The 18,859-nt window shown below is 51.4% G+C and carries 14 protein-coding genes and 2 tRNA genes; 12 read left to right on the forward strand and 4 right to left on the reverse strand.

The annotated features are described in order from the left end of the window. Positions 1-56 precede the first annotated feature (56 nt). On the forward strand, positions 57-224 hold the full coding sequence (locus tag QW71_RS40890; RefSeq protein WP_197074337.1) for a hypothetical protein: 168 nt from the start codon (positions 57-59) through the stop codon (positions 222-224). A 113-nt stretch (positions 225-337) separates the two neighbouring features. On the opposite strand, the gene cmpA is transcribed toward QW71_RS40890, so the two are convergent. Together cmpA and QW71_RS08770 are read right to left on the reverse strand one after the other, a co-directional pair. Next, positions 338-475 (reverse strand): cortex morphogenetic protein CmpA, encoded by a 138-nt coding sequence (gene cmpA / locus QW71_RS39750; RefSeq protein ID WP_099052445.1) that lies wholly within the window; start codon positions 473-475, stop codon positions 338-340. A 127-nt stretch (positions 476-602) separates the two neighbouring features. Continuing rightward, entirely contained in the window at positions 603-962 is a 360-nt protein-coding gene (locus QW71_RS08770; protein ID WP_039296308.1) for a hypothetical protein, read from the reverse strand. A gap of 121 nt (positions 963-1,083) precedes the next feature. On the opposite strand from QW71_RS08770, the gene QW71_RS08775 reads away from it, so the two are divergent. Continuing rightward, positions 1,084-1,569 carry a SprT family protein gene (locus QW71_RS08775; RefSeq protein ID WP_047013692.1) on the forward strand — a complete coding sequence of 162 codons (486 nt, stop codon included), beginning with the start codon at positions 1,084-1,086 and terminating at the stop codon, positions 1,567-1,569. On the opposite strand, the gene QW71_RS08780 is transcribed toward QW71_RS08775, so the two are convergent. After that, the gene (locus QW71_RS08780; protein ID WP_039296312.1) at positions 1,566-2,207 is read right to left on the reverse strand and encodes a pentapeptide repeat-containing protein; all 642 of its coding nucleotides are present in this window, start codon (positions 2,205-2,207) and stop codon (positions 1,566-1,568) included. The genes QW71_RS08775 and QW71_RS08780 overlap by 4 nt on opposite strands. Positions 2,208-2,434: 227 nt before the next feature. Here QW71_RS08780 and QW71_RS37855 point away from each other — a divergent pair, with 227 nt between their 5' ends. Further along, positions 2,435-9,427, forward strand: coding sequence for an S-layer homology domain-containing protein (locus tag QW71_RS37855; protein ID WP_052769939.1), 6,993 nt, complete (start codon positions 2,435-2,437; stop codon positions 9,425-9,427). A gap of 1,083 nt (positions 9,428-10,510) precedes the next feature. On the opposite strand, the gene QW71_RS08795 is transcribed toward QW71_RS37855, so the two are convergent. Next, positions 10,511-10,939, reverse strand: coding sequence for an Lrp/AsnC family transcriptional regulator (locus tag QW71_RS08795; protein WP_039296316.1), 429 nt, complete (start codon positions 10,937-10,939; stop codon positions 10,511-10,513). A gap of 133 nt (positions 10,940-11,072) precedes the next feature. Between QW71_RS08795 and QW71_RS08800 the strand changes: the two genes are divergently transcribed. From QW71_RS08800 to QW71_RS08840, 9 genes are all read left to right on the forward strand, one after another. Continuing rightward, on the forward strand, positions 11,073-11,825 hold the full coding sequence (locus QW71_RS08800; RefSeq protein WP_039296317.1) for an MBL fold metallo-hydrolase: 753 nt from the start codon (positions 11,073-11,075) through the stop codon (positions 11,823-11,825). A gap of 104 nt (positions 11,826-11,929) precedes the next feature. Further along, positions 11,930-12,005 (forward strand) — tRNA-Asn (locus tag QW71_RS08805). A 142-nt stretch (positions 12,006-12,147) separates the two neighbouring features. Next, positions 12,148-12,236 (forward strand) — tRNA-Ser (locus tag QW71_RS08810). Between the two features lie 442 nt (positions 12,237-12,678). Further along, positions 12,679-13,683 (forward strand): Gfo/Idh/MocA family protein, encoded by a 1,005-nt coding sequence (locus QW71_RS08815; protein ID WP_039296319.1) that lies wholly within the window; start codon positions 12,679-12,681, stop codon positions 13,681-13,683. Positions 13,684-13,725: 42 nt separating this feature from the next. Next, the gene (locus tag QW71_RS08820) at positions 13,726-14,643 is read left to right on the forward strand and encodes a helix-turn-helix domain-containing protein (RefSeq protein WP_039296322.1); all 918 of its coding nucleotides are present in this window, start codon (positions 13,726-13,728) and stop codon (positions 14,641-14,643) included. A gap of 18 nt (positions 14,644-14,661) precedes the next feature. Next, a complete protein-coding gene (locus QW71_RS08825; protein WP_039296325.1) occupies positions 14,662-15,744 on the forward strand; it encodes a Gfo/Idh/MocA family protein in 1,083 nt (360 codons plus the stop codon). Between the two features lie 473 nt (positions 15,745-16,217). Further along, the gene (locus tag QW71_RS08830; RefSeq protein WP_039296535.1) at positions 16,218-17,123 is read left to right on the forward strand and encodes a branched-chain amino acid ABC transporter permease; all 906 of its coding nucleotides are present in this window, start codon (positions 16,218-16,220) and stop codon (positions 17,121-17,123) included. Between the two features lie 39 nt (positions 17,124-17,162). Beyond that, on the forward strand, positions 17,163-18,104 hold the full coding sequence (locus QW71_RS08835) for a branched-chain amino acid ABC transporter permease (RefSeq protein ID WP_039296538.1): 942 nt from the start codon (positions 17,163-17,165) through the stop codon (positions 18,102-18,104). Beyond that, positions 18,073-18,855: an ABC transporter ATP-binding protein gene (locus QW71_RS08840; RefSeq protein ID WP_039296327.1), complete on the forward strand. Its 783-nt coding sequence runs from the start codon at positions 18,073-18,075 to the stop codon at positions 18,853-18,855. The genes QW71_RS08835 and QW71_RS08840 overlap by 32 nt, the downstream gene beginning before the upstream one ends. The last annotated feature ends 4 nt before the right edge of the window (positions 18,856-18,859 follow it).

An 18,859-nucleotide genomic window follows, 5' to 3' on the forward strand; every position in this document is an offset into this window, starting at 1 on the left:
AAAAACCCGGGTTAATGGATGACATACAGCTAACGAACCGAGAGGAGAGATTGAAGATGGAACCGAATTACAAGGACAGAAGTGTTGAAGTAGAACGGACAGAGGTGCACAAGAAATCGGATTCCAGTCTCGTCGCATCCACCTTTATTAAATACGCCGCATATATCATCATCATTTTTGGACTGCTGTTCTTCCTGGTGAAATATGTATTCCCGATGTTCTAAGCAACAGAATCCGGCCGGGATATATATGTTAAAGGGAGTGCCCCACAGCCATGAATTCTACGGCTGCACGGGCACTCCCTTTTGGCGCTTACGGTTATAATGCGGAATAATACCTATACGTCTTTGGTGATGAATTCACGGGTTTCGGCAGAATTCCGGTAAAAGAACCAGCATTCATTCAGCAGTTTGATCTGACGGCGGTCTTTCTTGAAATAAGCCTTCATGAGCTGTTGGCAAAGCCACTGCGGCAAGGGTACCCCTCCTCTGGCATGCATCCTATGTACAGATAGCATATGGAGAAGGACGCCCAAAGGTGCGGCAGCAGCATTCATTTACATGTGGTAATTAGCCGTACAGCTCCATCCATACAACTGCCAGCTACTGCACACTTTCCTCTTCCTCTTCGTACCACTGCTCAAGCTGGGCCTGCAGCGCGCGGATTTCCGTTAATAACGAGATCAGCGGATACTCAGTCTCTTGTATAGAGGCAAAAGCATTTTCCAGACGGTTGATATATGCCAGCCCGGACTCCAGGTGATGCTCCTCACGCAGCAGCTCCAGGGAATCGCACTCGGCAATCGCCCGCGGCAGACCGGGGACATTCTCCGCAGTCAGCTTGTCAATTTCTTTATTCAGGCGAAGATTGAGGGCGCTCAGCTGGTAAGCATACTCCTCCGGCATCTCCACGAACTGCAGTTCCTGATCCTGCTGCAAAATTACATACCGCATTTTCGGCATAACTCATTCTCCCTCCGGACTTGTCTTCCTTCTTGACAGTGTAGCCTATGGGCAAGTTACAATTCAAGTAGAGATCTTATTTCCTTAAGGAGAGGAGCCGTGAAGGAGCGCTATGATAAGTATGAGCAACGAAGAGCTGCAGCAGTGGATCGAGCAGGTGTCACTGAACAGCTTCGGCGTGCCTTTCCGGCATACAGCCAGCTTTAACAGCAGACTTACGACAACGGGCGGACGATATTTTACCAAAAGCCATAATATAGAGATCAATCCCCAGCAGCTTGCCATCCACGGCCGTGAGGAAACGGAGAAAATTATTAAGCATGAGCTCTGCCATTACCATCTGCATCTGGCGAAGCGGGGATATATGCACCGGGATGCCGATTTCAAAACACTGCTCGCCCGGGTCGGGGGCAGCCGCTACTGTCAGACTCTGCCGGGAGCCAAGGCGCGGAAGCCACAGCCTTACCGGTACAAGCTGGTCTGTACAGCCTGCGCCATGGAATATCCGCGTAAGCGCAGAGCCGATCCGAAGCGTTACCGCTGCGGGAAATGTTCGGGCAAGCTGAAGCTGGTCACCCTGGAGGCAGGTGCGGGTCCGGCTACTTAATATTTAATCACCAGGCCCAGCAGTCCGGCAAAAGAAGCCGCCTGCTCCGCGGAGATTACACAGCCGTCCAGATCCTGGAGGTCAACCACGAGGCCGGTGAACTCGCAATCGCTCAGATCGATATCCTTCAGCTTGCACCCGGCCAGTGTGGCCTGATCCAGATTGCATTCCGAGAAATAGAGGCCGTTTAAGGTGGACTGATAATAATCCGCGCTGACGAGCGAGCTACGCTCGAAGGAGGCTCCTTTGAAATTAGCAAACCGGAACACCGCGAACTCCCCGATGCACCCGGTCACCGATACATTTTGAAACCTCGCTCTCGTGAAGTCCGTGCCAATCAAACGGCAATCCCTGAATGCTGTCCGGTGCATGAAGGCATCGCTGAAATCGACATTGGACAGGTCACAATGATCGAAGATGACATCGGTTAGCTCAATGCCGTGCAGAGAGGATTCAGTGATCGTCACATTTTTGAAAATAACCTTATCAAAGGACACTCTGGCAGCATCCTGGTATTCAATTAGCGCTCCGGAAATGAGGCAACGGCTGAATTCGTCCTTGGAAGACAGGGAATGAATCTGCTGCGGCAGCAAAAGCTCCGGTTCCGGGATTCGGGGTTGTTCGATCTTGTTATTCATGAATGCCTCCGTAGAATTAGTTCCATCCGTTCAAGTATGGACAACTTGGCGGCTGAATGAGTTAACTATCCTGCGAACCGGAGCTTTTGTCAATTGCAGCGGCCGCAGCCCGCCTTAAGCATGTACGTACAAATACACCTGTGGATGGATAAAATCACACATCGTTTTGTAAGCGTTACCAAATTAAGATGGAAAAGAAGTCCATTTTAGTTAGAGGGGGCGCACTTATGAAACGATTCAGGTCCGTGATCGCGGGTCTGCTGGCGCTGTTGCTTATTTTTCCGAACCTGTCTCTGGCGGGAGCCGGAGGTTCCGTCCATGCAGAGGGTACCCAGGGAACAGGCGCAGCGCAAATTCCAGCGGGTACTGTTCTGATTAAGAACAAGTGGAAGAGCAATTTTTTGTATGAGACAAGCGAAGGCGTTGTCCGCTACGGAATGACGAATCCGGCGGATACCTCTTCCCATTGGAGCGTGGTCACGGAGGGCGGCTTATCACGGATTCAGAATGTGAAGACCGGCCACTTCATTACGCTTGAAGGCAATGCGGGCAAAGAGGATTCACTCAAGGCAGCTGCTGCCCCGGGCGGGGGGAGCACCGCTGACCAATGGCTGATAGATACTTCAAACAGAGCCGGCTATATGGTCATCCGCAGTGCGACGGCTCCGGAGGGCAAGCTGGTTATTCATGAGGAGAATCAGCTGGGTTATGCCCAGGTCAGCTCGGATATTAACATTACGTATGAGAGCCCGCAGTGGGCTTTTATGAGTCTTAATGCAGCTCCTGTCCGGCTCGAAAGTGTGATGCGTCCGGGCAATGTCATGTTTGAAAGTAAAGGGAAAGTAATGCACGGTGCACAGCCGCTTAGTAATGAGGAAGCACAGTGGTTTCTGGAACCGGGTACGGATAACGGAACGCTCTTGATCCGCAACCGGGCGACCGGACACTATATCAAGCAGAATGAAGATCCTAGATATGGCGTCTTCTCTGAAGAGATGGATCCGGCCAAAGCAAATCTGAGTGAGTGGGTCCAAGAGCCGGCACCGGGTACCCCGGAGGCAGGGCTTGTAACCTTCCGCAATCAGGGTCTGACCGACGGCGGGAATTCATTATGGCTCAATCCCCAGTATGACGGTGACAGCGATGTACGCTCCAACAATTGGCCGGGCTGGGGAGGTAATCCAAGTGCCCAGTGGCGGATCGTCACGATTAGCGAGCTGCAGCCGGTGCGGATTACCACCTATACCGATGCGCAAGTAGCAACCGATTTCCTGTATGAAGCTGCAGGCGGCGAGCTCCAGCATGGGGGTATCGCTCCGGATGCAGCCGATGAGAGTAAATACCTGTGGTTTGTAGAGGACTATGACGGACATAAACGCATCCGCAATGCAGCAACAGGACATTACCTTAACTATGCGGATGGTGCCGCTGCTGCCGTAACGATGAATATAAGTCTGCCTTCCGATCAGTGGGATTTCAATGAATCGGATGATTTTGATGACTACCAGACGATTGAGAATGTAGGGACTCCTGGAAACTATCTGTCCCTGCTGGGAGGCGGACATGCCGGCGCAGGCTCTGATGCAAGCTCGCTGTCTGCCCAGTGGCAGCTGCTTGACCCGGACATCCCGACAGATGGCTCCCTTCATTATTACCGGATTCAGAATACCTGGCAGTCCTTCTACTGGTATGAGAGCAGCGACGGTGTGCTGAAATACGGCAATATGCAGGAGGACGGGTCAGACCAGTGGCTGATTGAGAAGTACAACGGCCGCAAGCTTTTTCAGAATAAAAAAACAGGCCACTACATGAATGTAGCGCAGATGCCGGATGGTCATATTTCAGTGGCTCCGCTTGGCAGTAAGGATAATGTGGACCCGGCGTACATCTGGACCGGCAGAAATACCGGCGATAGCACGTATGTGATCGCCAATGTGCTGGATAAGGAGCCGAATAAGCGTCCGCTGAAGTATATTTCTTTGCAGAATCTGACCAAATATGCCGAATATGGGGTGATCAATCCCGATTGGGGCAGTCCCAAGTGGAAGTTCATACCCGTAACCGAGAAGAAACATGATTTGTTCCGCTTCAAGCTGGATGGAGTGAACGGGGCTGATCAGTATCTTAAGGATGATGCTGTTCCTGCTCCTGTGCTGAAGGTTACGCTTCCGGTTAATGACGGTACAGTTACAGCGGATGTGTATGATCCGCAGGATCAGGCTGGCGGAGACCTGGAGGATATAGCGGAGAAGGCTGCTAAAGAGGAAGAGGCATTGCTCGCTCTGGATGCAGGTGATACTGCAACTGCCGGTGCGGGTACAGGTGCTGCGGCTGATCCCACGGTCGGTCAGGCTACGTACGGAGAGCTTATTCCCGGAGACGATTCCTTTGTCTGGCAGCTGATCGATATACCCGGCAGTAATGGTGCGGTCAAGCTGAAGAATCGAGGCACCGGAAGGTACATTTCCCTGGAGAGTCTGGCAGCGGTCATTGAACAGGAAGAGCCCGCGGGCCCCGTCCGGACGGAGCAGACGGTATATGACGTCTGGGCAAGCATCAGGTGGATAGTTGATATGCAGGAATCCGGACGTACTACCTTCAAAAGTGCCTGGGCAGGCCATTACCTGTATGGCGCCGCTGATGATAACGGCTATCCGGTAATTCGGATTAGCAAGGCTGCGGATTCCGCCACCAAAAACAGTGCGCAGTTTACTGCTGAACCTGTTTTCGAACCGGTACCGCCTCTTCCAGTCGCCCCTGTCCGGTTCAAAAATGCAGGCACCGGAGATTACCTGTACGAGAACGAACACGGCGTGGTCCTATACGGCCAGCCTGCTTCAGATAACGGCTACTCGCACTGGAGCATCGTTACGGATGAAGGGCAGCAATATATCGTGAATCGTGCCACGGGCCACTATATTACTCTAAATAGTGATTACTCATTCCTGGAGAGTACCGGCGGTGATCCGGCGGATACCGGCGCTTCAGCATGGAATGTCAGTCTCGCTGCAGATGCGAAGCATTACACCATCCGCAGTCTCTACGGTGAATATAACGATGAGTACATCAATTTGCAGAATAAGACGGGGTATGCTGAGCGCGCATTGCTGCTGGACACTGAGGCGTCATTGCAGTGGACCCTGGAAGCTGTGCCGCAGGACTTCAGCATGCCGGAAGGCGAAGCCAGAAACACGGATACGGCTACACCGGTTCAGAACGACACGAATATCATTACCATCGCACCGCAAGGAATGGACGGCACGATAGTGGCGGAAAAGGACGGCAAGCTGGTTTATGCCGATGCTTCTACAAGTCCGGCCCAGGCGCAGTGGCTGGTGCAGGATTTCAATGGCCGTAACCGGGTGATGAATGTTCAGACTGGTCATTATCTTGCGCGCGATCAAGAGGGCGCTGTTGTCCTCGTGGATTCAGGTGACAAGGAAGAGTCGCAGTGGAGTATCCAGGATAAGCTGGGATACCGGCTGCTGTTAAGTGTGGATAAGCAATCTGCGCTTATTTATGGGGACGCAGGAGTTCAGCTTGGAGCGGCTGGAGCACAGGCTGCGCTATGGAGCTTCGTTCCCGTAGCTCAGGATGCTGTGTATGCCGGGACAGAGGCTTTTCATGGGGACGGGGTGCTGCGGTTTGCCGTGAATGCTGATGTAGCGGGGGAATACGACGTTGTGCTCCGTTACCGGAATACTTCCGCCGCTACGGCTGAGCTGGAAACCCGGGTCAATGGCCTTAAGCAGAGTGAGGTAAGCCTTGCTGCCAGAGCCTCCGCTTCCGTATGGCAGACGGCTGAGCTTACGCTGGACCTGCGGACAGGAATCAATACGATTTCATTCAGTGGCGCAGAGGCGTCATGGAGCGGAATGACTATCGATAGCCTGACTGTCAAAGATAGCATCAATAAAACCTACCGCGGAGCTACGCTTCCTTATATCAGCTATGAAGCGGAGGATGCCGTTACGAATGGAACGCTGGTCACGCCTTCACGGAAATACCGCAGTCTGGCTTCGGAGGCTTCAGGACGCGAAGCAGTCCTCCTGAAGAACACCGGCGACTATGTGGAGTTTACGCTGGCCAAACCTGCGAATTCAATAGTACTCCGTTATTCCATACCGGACAGTCCGGATGGGGCGGGAGCGGAGGAAACATTGTCGCTCTTCGTGAATGGGGAACATCAGGTGCTTAACCTCACGTCAAAATACGCCTGGGAATATGGCAGCTACCCATGGTCGAATGACCCGCGTCAAGGCAGCGGACACCGCTTCTATGACGAGATTCATGCGCTGATCGGTGAGGCTCCGGCAGGAGCAGTAATCCGCCTTGAAAAGGGTGCAGAAGACACTGCCGCCTCTTATGTAATCGATCTGGCGGACATGGAGCAGGTTGCACCTGCACTGGCTCAGCCTGAGGGGTTCCTGTCTGTCACTGATTTTGGAGCCATTGCAGGGGATGATGGCGATGATACTGCCGCATTTAAGGCGGCACTTGCCGCAGCTGGAGCTCAGGATGCAGGCGTCTGGTTCCCGGAAGGCAGCTTCAATGTCGGCAGCGGACTGCTGGATCTGGACGATGCGGAGATCCGCGGCGCAGGCATGTGGTACACGACGCTGAACGGCGCCAAGTTCTACGGGCACGGCGGCAAGATCGGCGTATACGATCTGCTGATTGAGGGCGGCATTAACTTGCGCGATGATGAGGCGGTTACGAATGCTTTTCACGGCGCCTTCGGTCAAGGGTCTGTCATTCAGAATGTATGGATTGAGCATACCAAAGCAGGCTTATGGCTGACCCAGCCCAAAGGGGAGAAGGCGCGCACCAATGGCCTCTATATGGCCGGGCTGCGTATCCGCAACCTGATGGCGGACGGGATCAACTTCGCTGTAGGCACAGGGAACAGCATGATGGAGCAGAGCGATATCCGCTATCCGGGCGATGATGGTATCGCCATGTGGTCCTTCACCGATGCCGGGCTGAATGATGTCAACGGCAGCGAGCGGACGCCAAGCTTCAATAATACGGCACGCTTTAACAATGTATCTCTGCCGTGGCTGGCTGATAATATCGTCGTGTTCGGCGGCAAGGATAATAAGATCCAGGATAATATTGTGAAGGACACGGTGACGAACGGAGCGGGGATTGCCGTATCTACACGCTTCAGCGCAGAGCCGTTCCAGGGCACAACTGTTGTGGAGCGCAATACCCTGCTGCGGACCGGCAGCAATGATTCCGGCTATGGTGTGAATCTGGGGGCAATATGGCTCTACGCCGGTGAGAGCAATATTAACAGCAATGTGCTGATCCGCAATAACATCGCACTGGACAGCACCTATTCCGGGCTCATCGTCCACGGCAATCTGAATATGGAAGGAATCACCCTAACAGATAACGTGATCGATGGAGCCGGCACTAACGGAGTAGAGATTACGAAGGAAATGAGAGGCAGTCTGCTGGCCGATAACCTGATTATCCGCGGGGAGCGGATGAATCTGGTGGCGAACACCTCTTCCGCATTTACGATTCAGGAGAAGAATCAAGGCATCGCAAGCAGCGTCAAGCCATTCTCGATCAAGCTTGGGGATGGACAGACCGGACCTGTGGTATTAAAAGAAGGAACAGGCTCCAAGCTGCAGGTACTGGATCAGAAGGGTACAGATATCACTGCACAGGCAGTCATCAGTATTGCAGGCGGCAGCCTTGCCACTGTGGAAGAAGGGAAGCTGCAGGCAGTTGCTAAAGGGAACACTACCTTTACCGTGTCCGCCCTTGGCAGCACAAGAGTGTATGATCTTGTGATATCGGCTGCTGACCCCGTAGACCCTGTCGACCCCGTAGACCCCGTAGACCCCGTAGACCCTGTAGACCCTGTAGATCCGGTGGACCCGGTAGACCCGGTGGACCCAGTCGATCCGGGAACTCCAAGTCCGAATCCGACTGCGGCTCCAAGTCCGACTCCAAGTCCGACTGCGGCTCCAAGTCCGAATGCGAACCCGAACCCGAACCCGCAGGCAACTCCTGCGGCTACCCCGGCGCCCGTGATTGTGCCTGCGGCTAATAACGATGCGCAGCTCAAGAGTGTTGCCGCCGGGCAGAAGGTAATTGAAGTGGCGGCTAATGCAGAGGGTACCGCACGCTTCAGCGGGACTGCTCTGCGGGCAGCGGCAGCGGCGAGTCCAGACGCTGTGCTGGTGGTGCGGAGCGGGGACGCGTCCTACCGTCTCCCGCTGGCCCTGGCAGACAGCGTCCTGAAGGCTGCGAAGCTGCCTGATGGAACGCTGGAGTTCAAGCTCGCGCCGCAGACAGGCGCGGAGCTTGCGGGGCTGCTTGCCGCTGCAGGCAAGCAGAACTATAAGGTGAAGGGAACGCCGGCAGGCTTCACCTTGAATGTTACGGACGGTAAGACCTCAGTGCCGGCCGGAAGCTTCGGCACTGTACATGTCGAGCGTACATTCACCATTAACGAAGTAATGGACGCCAAGACAGCAGTGGCGCTGGTCTATAATGCCAAGGACGGAACCTTCCGTTACGTTCCGGCATTATTCGAATCCGGGGCAGGTGTGACCCGGATTACCGTTAAGAGCAGCTTGGCCGGAGGTGTAATGGCCGTTGCCGTGAATCCGGCAAGCTTCGGCGATATCTCCGCCCACTGGGCCAAGGATGAGATTAATCTGCTGGCCAGCAGATTGATTGTGAAAGGGCAGTCGGCCGGTGTCTTTGCGCCGCAGAGCACCGTCAGCCGGGCGGAATTCGCGTCCATGCTGGTCCGCTCGCTTGGCCTGCAGCCGAATGCTCTACCAGCTGCAGCCGTCGCTTTCCGCGATGTGCCGGCCAGCTCCTGGTACGCCGCCGATGCGGAAACCGCTGCATTGTTGGGGCTGGTTCAAGGCTACGCGGACGGTTCCTTCCGTCCGGATGCGCCGGTCACCAGAGAGCAGATGGCGGTCATGGCCGCCAGAGCCTGGAAGCTGCTTCACGCCAATGCAGCAAATAATGAAGCTGGTTCTGCGTCAGCACTGCCGGGGCCGGGTGCATTTAAGGATGCTGCCAGCATCTCTGCATGGGCTAAGGAAGCTGTGGACACATTAACCGCCACCGGCATTATGAACGGCCAATCCGGCGGACACTTTGCGCCGGGCAGCAACACCAGCCGTGCAGAAGCCGCCGTTATTCTGACCCGCCTGCTCCGCGCAGGCAAGCTGCTGAACGAGTAGCCGCTAGTCGTCACGGCTTAACGAACAACCCACAAGCCGCCGCAAAGGAACGCGGGATTTCCCCCGTCTTCCTTCGCGGCGGCTTATTTTTATCTAGGCCAAGAGGCCGTGTTTTTTAACTCGCTCGAAGTGGACTAAAGAGGAAACGGAAGCGCAGATGTGTCTTTGATATCGCTTAAAGTCGGCAGATTGGAGGGGAGGAGATGCAGAAGTGTTGTTGATCTCACTCGAGGTAGGAGATTGGAGGGACGGAGGCGCAGACGTGTCTTTGATATCGCTCAAAGTTGGCAGTTTGGAGGAACGGAGACGCAGAATTGTGTTTGAATAAGCTGAAGTCAACAGAATGGAGAAAAGGAGAGACGCAGAAGTGTGTTTGAAAATTAGCTAAAGTTGGCAGAAGGGAGTGAGGGAGGTGCAGAAGTGTGTTTAATATCGCCCAAAGTCGGCAGATTGGAGGGACAGAGAGGTGCGAGACGGCAGAAATCTTGCAGAAAATACAACAATGTACGGTTCAAAACTACCCACTTGCCAGAAATTCTGCAGAAAATACAACAATTTGAGGCTCAAAACTGCCAACCCGCCAGAATTCTTGCAAAAAGTACAACAATGTGGATTCACAACCGCCAAACCGCCAAAAATCTTGCAAAAAGTACAACAATCCCGGATCTGAAGGTAACAATTCTCCAGTAATCCCGCACATATAGGAAGAGTAGCTATAATTTCACCCAAAGTCGGCTGAGCGGGGCATACAGAGTGGAGAGTGTTTATAATTTTCATCTGCAGTTGCAAATAATATTTTCGTCGATGTTTTCGCTGAAGTTTTCGTAGGGGTCCACTGCTGGTTCCATAGCTACTCCCGCTGCCGTTCTTATGGATGATTCCATACGTTGTTTCTATTGTGAGCACATCGGTGGGTGCAACTCCTAGAGAACCAATTAATTTGCAGCCCGGATAACTTGTTTCTAACTATGACTTTAACCTCGCCCCCTATCCGCAAGGAAGGCAATCCTTACAAAAGGTTCGCTCTGTTTGCCTTCTGCTGCCCTCTGCCTACCCTATACTTGCCCTCAGCCTGCAACAGAACTACTTGATCTGGCCCATGTCCAGGTTGACCCGGTAATTGCCGTACCTCAGCAGCTCATCGAGAAAAGCGGTCAGCGCTTCCTGATTCACGGTGCGTACACGCATCCAGTAGCAGCCTTCCCCGCTGATGCGGTACAGCTCGGTAACACTCGCATGATTCTTCGCAAAGTTCTGAAAGGGCAGATGAGCGGCGTTGGTGCTGAGAAAAACCGTAATAAAAGCATGCATATTCTGCCCGATCCGGAGCGGGTTCCAGCGGATGGTGTAGCCTTCAATAATCTCAAGCTCCCGCATTCTGCGGATACGCGCGCCTACGGCTTGACCGGTCAGGTGGACCTCAGCTCCGATATCTTTGTGGCTTAATGTAGAGTTTTCAATTAGAAGCTGTAAGATACGGTAATCCGTATCATCGATGAGGTAGGGCGTCATAAGTGTAATTTCCTTTCTGGGTGAAAGTAGAACAGGCTAATCTCTTTCGCGGCACAATGTATTCTTATCTGCGGCCGATTTATAATTAATTGTAGCAGAACCCAAGCACAAGTATAAGGAAGAGGTGTTTATTATGAAAATCCAACTGATCCGCCACGCCTCATTATGGCTGGAATACGGCGGCGTAACCTTTCTGGTTGACCCGATGCTGAGTGCACAGGGAGTCAATCCGCCAATTATAAATACCACGAATGAGCTGCGGAATCCGCTGGTTCCTTTACCGGGGCCTGTAGAGCAGTGGCTGGAGCCGGATGCTGTGCTCGTGACCCACCTCCACCAGGATCACTGGGATGCAGCGGCGGCAGGGCTTTTGTCGCATGAGCTTCCGGTATTATGCCAGGAGGGAGATGGTGAGAAAATTACAGCGCAGGGCTTCGCCCAAGTTACAGAGATTAAAGACAGTACGGCAGCTTCTGTGCGTGGAGTAACCCTGACGCGTACTGATGGCCGCCATGGAACGGGAGAGATCGGGGAGAGAATGGGCAAAGTCTCCGGTTTCATATTCCAGGCGGAAGGAGAACCCGATCTGTATCTGGCGGGAGACACAATCTGGTGCGGCGAAGTCCGGCAGGTACTTGCCGAGTATCACCCGGAAGTTATCGTCGTGAACGCTGGAGGGGCAAGCTTCGTAAGCGGAGGACATATCACTATGAATGAACAGGATATTGTGGATGTATGCCATGCAGCCCCGGAAGCATCCGTGATTGCCGTTCATATGGATGCCATTAACCACTGCCACGTTACCCGTAAACTGCTGAAGCTCCGCCTTGAACAAGAGGAACTGCTTAACCGTGTCGCTGTACCATTGGACGGAGAATGGGTGTAGTCCCAAGGAAATTTGTATAGTTTGAAAACGTTCTTACAATCTCTTTCTCTAAGCTTGACTAACCTAAAGAATCATGATAAATTAATCCTTGTTCATGTTAATGTTCCCTGATAGCTCAGTTGGTAGAGCACTCGACTGTTAATCGAGTTGTCACAGGTTCGAGTCCTGTTCGGGGAGCCATTACTTGGAGAGATACCCAAGTGGCTATAAGGGGACCCTCTGCTAAGGGGTTAGACTGCGTAAGCGGTGCGAGAGTTGGTAGAGCACTCGACTGTTAATCGAGTTGTCACAGGTTCGAGTCCTGTTCGGGGAGCCATTACTTGGAGAGATACCCAAGTGGCTATAAGGGGACCCTCTGCTAAGGGGTTAGACTGCGTAAGCGGTGCGAGGGTTCGAATCCCTCTCTCTCCGTTGATTTACTTCCCTGTTAGGGATGAGAACCCTCGGTGGTTCGTTGGAGCATAAGCTTCGTAAGGGATTCTTCGCAATCTCTCGCGCAGCGAGAGTATCCCTCTCTCTCCGTAGATTTACTTCCCTGTTAGGGATGAGAACCCTCGTTGGTTCGTTGGAGCATAAGCTTCATTAGGGATTCTTCGCAATCTCTCGCGCAGCGAGAGTATCCCTCTCTCTCCGTTCCTACAACTATTCATACGTATTAATACAGAAGGAGCTCATTTTGAGCTCCTTTTTTTGCGTTCATCCAGTCAGGGCGATGTGAAGCCTTGAAGTAGGCGGGTTCCTTTTGATGTCGTAATTACATATAGTTATTGTCGCATTTATCTACTAAAAAACCTGCATATTATATGATACCTTATAGTTAATGTCAGAATAATATATATGGAGGTGCAAGAGAATGAGCATTAGGATTGGCAAAATCAGCTTTTGGCATGTGCATGCCTGGGATTATACGAAGCAGGCTCAGGAACATAGTGATACTGCAATCGCTGCGGTGTGGGACGAGGATGCGGAGCGCGGCAAGAAGGCTGCTGACAGCTTGAATGTTCCGTTTTTTGATTCTTTGGATGACCTGCTTGCGCAAAAGGATATAGATGCCGTTATTGTCGACGCGCCAACCTGTTTGCACCGGGAGATCATCATTGCGGCTGCCAAAGCCGGCAAGCACATCTTCACCGAAAAGGTTGTGGCTGCAACGTTGAGTGAGGTCAATGAAATCCTGTCAGAAGTCTCGGATCATGGGGTGAAGCTAACGGTTTCCCTCCCGCGTCTAAATGATGGTTATACTTTATCCGTTCAAGAAATTCTAAACCAGGGACTGCTTGGAGAAATAACGTATGTCAGAGTCCGCTTATCTCATAATGGTGCAACTGCAAGCTGGCTTCCCGAGCATTTCTTTAGCTTGGAGCAATGCCAGGGCGGTGCCTTAATTGACCTTGGCTGTCATCCCATGTACCTGACCAGGCTCTTTCTGGGTCAAGAGGTGACCGGTGTAAGTGCGAACTTTGGATATGTAACGGGCAAGGAAGTGGAGGACAACGCGGTGGCGACGCTCTATACCGATTCTGGGGCTATTGGTGTGGTGGAAGCCGGGTTCGTGAATAGCTACTCACCGTTTACGATCGAGGTGCATGGAACGGAAGGAACCCTTTTATACGGAACGCCTGAAGAGAAGCTGCTCGTTAGAAGTACTAAAGCGCCAGACAAAGGGGATTCCTGGATAGATATGCCTCTGCAAGGCCACCGGGAAAGTGCATTTCAACAATGGGTCACCCACATTCAGAACAACACGCTTGCTGCCGAGAATATTCAAATCGCAACTGAGCTTACAAGGTTAATGGAGGCGGCGAATCTCTCCGCGAAGGCAGGCCGTGTTATCCGGTTAGCCGAATTGAACGCCTGATCCCTCATCCATGAAGAGCTTAGCTCAAGCAGGAGGATTACAATGAGCCATTTTCCCTTCGGGATTATGTTTGAGAAGCAGGATATGCTTGAAAGACTTGATATTTCAATCCTGTGGGGACATTATGAAATTTCTGTTCTCCGGTTTCATTTGACCTCTTTTCCGCCGGGAAAGGTCATTGATTTCCATAACCATGCTGAATTTGAATTTCATTTCATTCCGCGGGGCAAGGGAAAGGTCATTCTTGGCGATCAGCGGTATCCTTTATCGGAAGGAATGCTCTACTTAACCGGACCGGGAGTGATGCATCGTCAGGAAGCGGACCCGGAAGAGGCGATGGATGAGTTGTGTCTGCATGTCAATATTGCGGAAAAGCTCAGAGAAGATGCGGATTCATGGGAGGTTGCGGAAGCCGAGGAATGCGTTGAGAAGCTGAGGAAGCTTCCCCCTGTACCTGCGCAGGATTATCACAGGGCTATGAGATGCTTTCTCGAAGCCTATGAGGCCTGCGACGGCAAGCTTACGGGATATTATACTTCTATTAAACATCTCGTGATCAGTATTTTATTGAAGGTAACCAGAGCTTATGATGCAGGCGGGATGGGAACCTCGGCACCGGTCCGGGATATGTTGGCCTACCGCTATCAATATGCCATTCAATACATGGAAGCGAATTCTTCAGCAACCGTGACCCTGGAGAATGTGGCTGAGAAGCTGAATATCAGCTCCAGGCAGCTGCAGCGAATATTTAAGCAGATTGATCCGGATAAAACCTTCAGCCGGGTTCTTGAAGATATAAGGTTAGAGGCCGTATGCAGCAAGCTTGAGGCTAGCACTCTGCCGATCGAACAGATCGCTGAGTCCGAAGGGTTCACCAATGCGACCTATCTGCATTCGGTTTTCCGCAAGCGGCTCGGGATGACCCCGGCGGCCTACCGCAAGTCCAAAAAATTAAATTAAAAGTGAGGATGAGAGGATATGAGCAAAGTGTATCGTGTTGGAGTTATCGGATGTGGAGGCATTGCGAACGGGAAGCATCTTCCGAGCTTGAGCAGACAGGATAAGGTCCAGGTGGTTGCCTTTTGCGACATTATTAAGGAACGGGCGGAGTCGGCTGCAGAACAATATGGAAACGCGGATGCTGCTGTCTATACGGATTATCTGGAATTATTGAAGGATGCTTCTATTGATATTGTCCATGTGCTTACTCCAAATGATGCGCATGCGGATATCTCCATTGCGGCATTAGAAGCGGGAAAGCATGTGATGTGTGAGAAACCAATGGCCAAAACAGCGGCAGATGCCAAGCGTATGGCCGAGGCGGCGAAACGTACAGGCAAGAAGCTGACGATCGGGTATGACAACCGGTTCAGACAAGACAGCTTGTATTTGAAAAAGATTTGCGAAGCAGGGGAGCTTGGCCATATCTATTATGCGAAAGCACATGCGATCAGACGGAGAGCGGTTCCGACCTGGGGTGTTTTCCTGGATGAGGAGAAGCAGGGCGGAGGCCCGCTTATTGATATCGGAACCCACGCGCTTGATCTGACGCTCTGGATGATGGACAATTATAAGCCGAGGGTTGTACTGGGTACCAAATACCATGAGCTTTCCCGGAAAGAAGAGGCTGCAAATGCCTGGGGACCATGGGATCCGAAAAAATTCACCGTGGAAGACTCCGCCTTCGGGATGATTGTGATGGAGAATGGCGCAACGATTACGCTGGAAGCTAGCTGGGCGCTCAATTCGCTTGATGTGGATGAAGCCAAGTGCAGCTTAAGCGGGACGGAAGCGGGTGCGGATATGAAGAATGGTCTCAGAATTAACGGGGAGAAGCATAGTAAGCTGTACACGAATGAAATTGAGCTCGATGCCGGAGGAGTAGCTTTCTATGAAGGAAAAACAGAGAAGGCTACGGATGTGGAATTGAGAAAGTGGATTGAAGCTATTGAAGAGGATAAAGATCCGGTCGTGACTCCTGAACAGGCTTATGTGGTCTCACGGATTCTGGAGGCTATCTATGAATCTGCACAGACGGGTAAGGCGGTTTATTTGGACTAAACGTTAAACGGTCTGCAGAGTATATCAGGCAAATAAGCTGGACCTCCCGGTGTAAGAGGTGCCGGCTTATTTGCTTTCCAGACAAATAACGACAAAAAGTCTGCTGGTTCAACCCGTTACCCCTTTAATAAATTGAAGGAGTGATGCTGTAAAGAGACAAATGTTATATTAATTGCGTGAAAATAAAGTATTGTATAAGAAAAGGAAACAAATCCTAAAACTATCCTGCTTTAAAATCCTCTGTTTTACTCCCGTTTTCTACGAATTTTTCGAAAACTAACAAAAACCTACCAAATACTACACATACCATGTAATGTAACATAACATTAAATCTTGAATTTTATATTAATTCACATAAAAATTAGTGACGACACCCAACCCTTGTGTTAATATAAATGACATCATAAAGAAATAAAAGAGAGGCAAGGCAGAGAAAGGGGAATTTTGATTATTATGGGGAAAAGGGGATGGCGATGGAGTACTTCATTCAGCAACTAATTAACGGGATTTCCGTAGGCAGTATCTATGCTCTGATCGCCCTTGGTTACACTATGGTTTACGGTATCATCAAACTGATCAATTTTGCGCACGGCGATGTATTTATGGTAGGTTCGTTCATCGGACTCTACAGTGCCAAATATCTGGCGAATGCCGGATTGCCGCCCATCGTTGTCCTGCTCTTGTCGCTGATCATTTCGATGACCATCAGCGCATTGCTCGGTATCACAATAGAGCGTCTGGCTTACAAGCCGCTTCGCAAGTCAACCCGGATTGCCGCGTTGATCACTGCGATTGGTGTATCCTTCCTGCTTGAATATACCGGAGTATTGATTCTTGGGCCTCAGGCTCAAGGCTTCCCGGATATTATGGAGAAGAAGCAATATCATCTGTTCGGTTCTTCCATCCAAGTGGAATCCAATCAGATAATGATTCTGCTAACAACGATTATTCTAATGCTTGTCCTGCAGTATATCGTCCGTTATACCAAAACCGGTAAAGCAATGCGGGCGGTATCATTCGATGTGGAAGCGGCGCGATTGATGGGGATCAACGTAGACCGCACCATTTCAGCTACATTCGCAATCGGTTCAGCGCTTGCTGCTGCTGCCGGAGTCATTTTTGGAATGACCTATAACTCAGTCGATCCTTTGATGGGCGTTATGCCTGGACTCAAAGCTTTCGTAGCTGCAGTGCTCGGGGGAATCGGAAGTATTCCTGGTGCCCTTGTAGGCGGATTGCTGCTGGGAACGGTAGAGACAGAGATTTCTTCACTCGGTTTCTCCTCATGGCGTGACGGCGTGGCATTCGCGGTACTGATTCTGATCCTTATCTTTAAACCATCCGGACTGTTTGGCAAGAATGTCCGGGAGAAAGTGTAGGAGGGAACTGCCGTGAAAAATATAAATAAAAAGTTCTGGATGGGCATAATTGTTGCCCTTGCGTTCTATGGAGTCGTTAAAGTTCTTCTAACAACGGGAGTACTAAGTGATGTAAACCAATCTATGCTGCTTCTAATTGGTGTTAACATCATGCTTGCCGTATCGCTCAACCTGATTACCGGGATTACCGGGCAGTTCTCCATTGGTCATGCCGGATTTATGTCCGTAGGTGCATACACTTCGGCGATCCTTACCCTTGACTACAACGTGCCATTCGTTCCAGCCATTATTGCAGGGGGACTCCTGGCAGCGGTATTCGGCGTATTGATCGGAATGCCTACCCTCCGGCTTAATGGTGACTATCTTGCCATCGCCACACTGGGGTTCGGTGAAATCATCCGGATTATCATGCTGAATACAGAATTCGTCGGCGGAGCTTCAGGGCTCAGCGGCATTCCAGCCAAAACAACGTGGACGATGTTATTCTTCTTCACCCTGATTTCTGTGGTTCTGATTAATAACTTCATTAGATCCACACACGGCCGGGCGTGTATTGCTATCCGTGAGAATGAAATTGCCGCAGAGGCTATGGGGATTAACACCACTCGTTACAAGATCATCGCTTTCACCATCGGTGCGTTGTTTGCCGGGATTGCAGGCGGGCTGTCAGCTCATACGTTCTACGTTATTACACCGGGCAGTTTCAATTTCCTGAAATCATTCGAGATTATCGTTATGGTTGTTCTCGGGGGACTTGGCAGCACGGCTGGTTCCATCGTCGGAGCGGTATTTGTTACCCTGCTCTACACGTACCTTCGGGAATTCCCGGAATGGCGCATGATTATTTACTCCATCGTACTCATCCTGATGATGATCTTCCGCCCGAGCGGCCTGCTGGGCACAACCAAATTCTCATTCGGCAAGTTCGGTAAAAAGGAGGCTAAGGCAAATGACACAATCGAAGGCAGCAGTGCTCCTTGATGTTAAGGAGGCCAGCCGATCCTTTGGCGGACTTAAGGCGGTCAGTGATGTTTCCCTTCATATTGATAAAGGTGAACTGATCGGTCTGATCGGACCCAACGGCGCCGGCAAAACAACATTATTCAATCTGCTGACCGGGGTGTACCCCCCTTCATCAGGCAACATTCTTCTAAATAACGAATCCATTGGCGGTATGAAGCCTTATAAAATTAACCATAAGGGTGCCGCCCGTACTTTCCAGAACATCCGCTTATTTACGGCTATGACTGTGCTGGAGAATGTCAAAATTGCTTTTCATCAGCATGCGAAACACTCGTTATTCTCGTCTATGCTCCGTTTGCCGAAGCATTTCAAAGGAGAGGACGAAATTACCCGGAAGGCGATGGATATTCTCAAAATATTCAATCTTGCCGATCAGAGTCAAGAGGTAGCCAGCAATCTGAGCTATGGTAACCAGCGCCGACTTGAGATTGCCCGGGCGCTTGCGGCCGGACCCAAGCTGCTGCTGCTCGATGAGCCGGCAGCCGGAATGAACCCGAATGAGACGCGTGATCTGATGAATCTGATTGCCTGGATCCGTGAGGAATTTGACCTTACCATTCTGCTGATTGAGCATGATATGTCACTGGTTATGGGTGTCTGCAACCGGATTTACGTCCTGGACCGCGGAATCCTTATCGCTGACGGAACTCCGGTGGAAATCCGGAATAATCCGAAGGTTATCGAAGCGTATTTGGGACAGGAGGCGTAGAACT

Source organism: Paenibacillus sp. IHB B 3415, from assembly GCF_000802655.2.
GTDB classification, from domain to species: Bacteria; Bacillota; Bacilli; order Paenibacillales; family Paenibacillaceae; genus Paenibacillus_AQ; species Paenibacillus_AQ phytohabitans.